Raw genomic sequence first — 4043 nt, 5'->3', positions numbered from 1 at the left:
TTGGACGATCTGTTGATGGAGGAAGACGAGGTCTGATACTTAAAGAAAATAACAGCCAAATCGGCTGATAGTATAACGTTAGTCGCTTGAAAAATAAAAAAAGAAAATGAGTAAGATAATGATATGGGTCGGTCAATTCGATTCCGAAGCTGACGTTGAGAAATATATGGATCAATCGGCTTTCCGTCAATGGTGGAAAGATTATGATGAAGACAATAAGGAACTTCGTTGCCAGTTCTGTAAGGAGCTTGGTGTAATGAACTATGATGAGGATTTTCTTATTATGAAATTCACATCTGACGGCTTGGCAGGATTACTTAACCTTATTCCTGCTGATACCCAAAAGATAAGTCTGTCGATGGCTGATAAAAATATTACAATGGCAAATGCTGTTATCTGCTATAATTGTCGTGAGGGTATATCTCCTAAGAAGGCAGAGAATGCCACAACCATGACTTATCTTGGTACGTTTGAGTTTGAACTGTCGCCTGAAGGTGTACAAGGGTCTAATGCTGGATTAGAATATATGATTTGGATTGGCACAACCGATAAAAGTCGGGAAGAATTTATGGAGTATTTCAATCAAGATGAATACATGAAAGAAATACGAGATTACAAAGAAAGTCGTACAAAGAAACGCCCAAATCCGGAACATCGCTGTCAGTTCTGTAAAGACATTAATATAAAGTATTACTATCCAGAATTTCTAACTGTGGAAATTAAGGATGAACCCGAAAATCCTTTTAATCTTGTTAGAATGATGATTGATAACAAACTTGTCCTTGACTGGTATATTGAGTCCGATATTGATGAATACCACATAAAGCCATCAAATTGTATTGTGTGCTATATACCCAATGGTTTCAAGGACAACAAAAGGAATCAGAAAATCTTTATTAAGAAGAAAAATTATGATTCATATGAAACACCTAAAAAATTTGTGGATGAATTAGACAGTTACAACGGTATTCAATATTTGGAAACTTATATTGCAGAATAAAGCGACTAACAAACGGATAATTTCCCTTAAAGGTCGATTATCCACTGGACATTATAATAAATAAAAATCAAAGCATTATGGCAAAATATGAGTTGGGGGCAATTTATAAAATTAATGGTCGAAGTGGTGAATTGTATTATGTAAGACTTTTGACAAACGACTGTTATGGCGTTTTTTCATCATTAGAAGGCGAACTGAATGAAGAGACATTTGCTCAAACCCATTATCGTCTCTATTTTAGCTGTAACTCTTTTCCTATAAAACGAGGTATATGGGAAAAAGTCGTATCATCTCCAAACTGTACAGATATTGCACGGTGGCAACGCCCTCAATATTTAGCTAATTTTGCTAATTTCAACATGAAATTATTTCTTGATCAATGTAGAGTTTTTCATGAAGATGGGAACCTTTATCAATGTGAAAGTAAAGAGGAGTTTATTAGATTAGTAAAATCCGGTAAGATTTTATTTTGTTTTAATACTTATGAAATTATACCAGACTTTCTAATGAGGTATTACAAGGATTTCCCCAATAGCTATATTGTAAATAAAGATTTTATCCATAGTGGAACTTTGGAATACCAAAAAGAACAAACAAATGTATTAAAAGAATTAGGCTTTGATATTGGAAACTTATTATAACAAGCGGCTGAACATTCCTATAAAGGTTAGTTAGCCACCAAACATTACCGATTAACAATGACAATATGAAATGGTATAAAATATACTTGAATGGAGAAAATCGAATATGGAAGAAATGTATTACATATTCGTGGGAGTTTATATATGAAGATAAAGAAATTAATTTTCAAAGAATTATAGATTCATCTTCATCGGAAAGGTATCAGATAAAAGCTCTTATCAAAGGTAAGGGGCTAATCGCTAAAAGTATATCTGAATTTGGGCAAATAAGAATGCCAGAATTTGCTGAAGTCAGCCATTTGTTTCTTGTCAGAGAAGATATATTGAATATAAACGAATTGTCCTCCATAAAAGGAATTTCTTTAAAAAGGGTTTCAGTACATGGAGATTTCCCACTTGATTATATGGCAATTATTTTTAATGAAGTAATTGATTGTGTTGACAATATTCATTCCAAACGAGAAGAATTTGAATGCATGAGTACACTTGTGTTAGATATGTCTAAAATACCTTCATCTGTAGATGGGTTCTTTTTAAAAGGGTGGAATAAATACGGTTTTTATAAAAACATTGTCAATGAAAATATGAAAATGCAATTACTTCATTTGTATAAGGCAAATGAGTTTTTAAAATTTAAAGAAATAGAAATAAATGGCACATCGGTAACAAATGGATAAATCTCCGTAAGAGAGATTATCCGCCGAACATTATCAACTTATTAATGAATAAAATGAAAAAAGACAAACATATAAAAGTGCTATTCCACTTGGAACAAGATGAAGATGGCTATCCACCATTTTCTATTGAAGGTTTGTGGTGCAAAAAGGCAAGTAATGATACCTATATTGTCGATAATGTGCCATTCTATACCTATGGAATCAGTTTGGGGGATGAGATATGTGTTACAGAAGAAGATGGCGAATATCATTTTCAATCCATAGTGAATCCCTCTGGAAATAGCACATTGAGGGTACATTTTAACGATAAACGTATGCAGATGGTCAGAGACAAACTACTTGATATGGGATGCAAGGTAGAGATTTCTAATCTCTCTTCATTCGTATCCATAAATGTACCACAAGAAGTTTCCTTAAAAGTGGTCGAAGATGTTCTGACCAATATGCAAAAAGAATGTGATAGTTTGGCTTATGAACATGGTGTTGTCAGACAAAATATAAGTTGATAACAAACAGCAGATCGACTGAATAAGCGGAACGCTGCCGAACATTATCGTTGTCAACATTAGAATAAAAAAAATGAAAACAATAGAAGATATGAAACTTGAATTATTGAGTGATAACTCAAATAAGTTCATGCAGACTCTAATAGATTATGACATAAAAAGTAAAGACAAATATGGCAGTAATCTACTTCATTATTATATAATGAACTATGATAGTATTGTACATCCAGCAGGTGTGATTATATCCGAATTTATAAAAAAAGGATTGGATATAAATGATAAAAGAAAAGACGGACGGACTGCATTATATCTTTCTGTTCAGTGTCAGCTACAAGATATTTTTGAAATACTCCTGAATAGCAATGCAGATTTGGATATACAAAATGTAAATGGGAATACTCCTTTATGGGAAGCCGTTATGCGATACCGTGGAGATGGCTTCTTTATCGAACAACTTTTGAAAAATGGGGCTAATCCCGATATAAAAAATAACTATGGAGTATCTCCTAAATCATTGGCAAGAACTATCGCAAATTATGATGTAAGAAGATTCTTTAACAACGATAACAAACAGCAAACCGACTGAACAAGCGGCACGCTGCCAAACATTAATCGCTGAGAAAAATATGAATAATTGGATTGAAACATCAGGAAGCCCATTTGTCATTGTTGAGCAACAATATGCCCATCAATGGAAGGGTCAAGAAAACTACAATGCTATATGTAGCGTAACAGATTACTTGGGGAAAATCTATATAGACAATCATGTCTTATTGGTAATGGGAGATGAACCGATGGCTACACGCATAGTAAATAAAGATGGAGCAATTTTAATAATTCGTTGGAAGTATGCTCCCGATTATCTAACGGTGGAAAAACTTCTGGAGAATGATATAGTAACTGGGGCAGAACCGATAGAAGAAGTTGAAGTAAAATGGGATTCTACTGAATTAGTCCTATTTGATTCTTTGTCTCCCTATTGTGAAGCGTCGGTTAAAGTTTTTTTATCATTACAAAAAACATCTTGTATAATAAAAACTTATCTTTATCAAAAAGACGAAGTATCTTTAATAATACATTCAATCCAATAAAGACGATTAACAAGCGGCTCAACCTCCCCTTAAAGGTCGGTTAGCCACCAAACATTACTAACGATAACAAATTTGTATGAAAGTTTTTATTGGAGGTGAATTGGAACATAGTATTTCTGATAAGTTTC

The 4043-nt window shown here is 33.3% G+C and carries 6 protein-coding genes; all 6 read left to right on the top strand.

Going from position 1 to position 4043, the window contains the following annotated elements; translation table 11 throughout:
• The first annotated feature begins 106 nt into the window (after positions 1 to 106).
• The 6 genes from ACESTR_RS15590 to ACESTR_RS15565 all read left to right on the top strand — a co-directional run bounded on the left by ACESTR_RS15590 (position 107) and on the right by ACESTR_RS15565 (position 3915).
• Entirely contained in the window at positions 107 to 1000 is an 894-nt protein-coding gene (locus tag ACESTR_RS15590; RefSeq protein ID WP_004319190.1) for an immunity 22 family protein, read from the top strand.
• A gap of 77 nt (positions 1001 to 1077) precedes the next feature.
• Positions 1078 to 1641 (top strand): hypothetical protein, encoded by a 564-nt coding sequence (locus ACESTR_RS15585; protein WP_004295267.1) that lies wholly within the window; start codon positions 1078 to 1080, stop codon positions 1639 to 1641.
• 65 nt (positions 1642 to 1706) lie between these two features.
• Positions 1707 to 2318: a hypothetical protein gene (locus ACESTR_RS15580; protein WP_008620122.1), complete on the top strand. Its 612-nt coding sequence runs from the start codon at positions 1707 to 1709 to the stop codon at positions 2316 to 2318.
• A gap of 53 nt (positions 2319 to 2371) precedes the next feature.
• Entirely contained in the window at positions 2372 to 2824 is a 453-nt protein-coding gene (locus ACESTR_RS15575) for a DUF4265 domain-containing protein (protein ID WP_016212891.1), read from the top strand.
• Between the two features lie 73 nt (positions 2825 to 2897).
• Entirely contained in the window at positions 2898 to 3410 is a 513-nt protein-coding gene (locus ACESTR_RS15570; protein WP_008763874.1) for an ankyrin repeat domain-containing protein, read from the top strand.
• 40 nt (positions 3411 to 3450) lie between these two features.
• Positions 3451 to 3915 (top strand): Imm21 family immunity protein, encoded by a 465-nt coding sequence (locus tag ACESTR_RS15565; RefSeq protein ID WP_004295263.1) that lies wholly within the window; start codon positions 3451 to 3453, stop codon positions 3913 to 3915.
• The last annotated feature ends 128 nt before the right edge of the window (positions 3916 to 4043 follow it).

Source organism: Alistipes sp. DJF_B185 (assembly GCF_964250025.1).
In the GTDB taxonomy this organism is placed as follows: Bacteria; Bacteroidota; Bacteroidia; order Bacteroidales; family Rikenellaceae; genus Alistipes; species Alistipes finegoldii.
Note: the sequence above shows the minus strand (reverse complement) of the source record. Positions and strands in the feature narration are given on the sequence as shown.

Coding starts and splice junctions, on each gene's coding strand:
- ACESTR_RS15590 (WP_004319190.1), top strand. CDS start 107: ATGAGTAAGATAATGATATGGGTCGGTCAATTCGATTCCGAAGCTGAC.
- ACESTR_RS15585 (WP_004295267.1), top strand. CDS start 1,078: ATGGCAAAATATGAGTTGGGGGCAATTTATAAAATTAATGGTCGAAGT.
- ACESTR_RS15580 (WP_008620122.1), top strand. CDS start 1,707: ATGAAATGGTATAAAATATACTTGAATGGAGAAAATCGAATATGGAAG.
- ACESTR_RS15575 (WP_016212891.1), top strand. CDS start 2,372: ATGAAAAAAGACAAACATATAAAAGTGCTATTCCACTTGGAACAAGAT.
- ACESTR_RS15570 (WP_008763874.1), top strand. CDS start 2,898: ATGAAAACAATAGAAGATATGAAACTTGAATTATTGAGTGATAACTCA.
- ACESTR_RS15565 (WP_004295263.1), top strand. CDS start 3,451: ATGAATAATTGGATTGAAACATCAGGAAGCCCATTTGTCATTGTTGAG.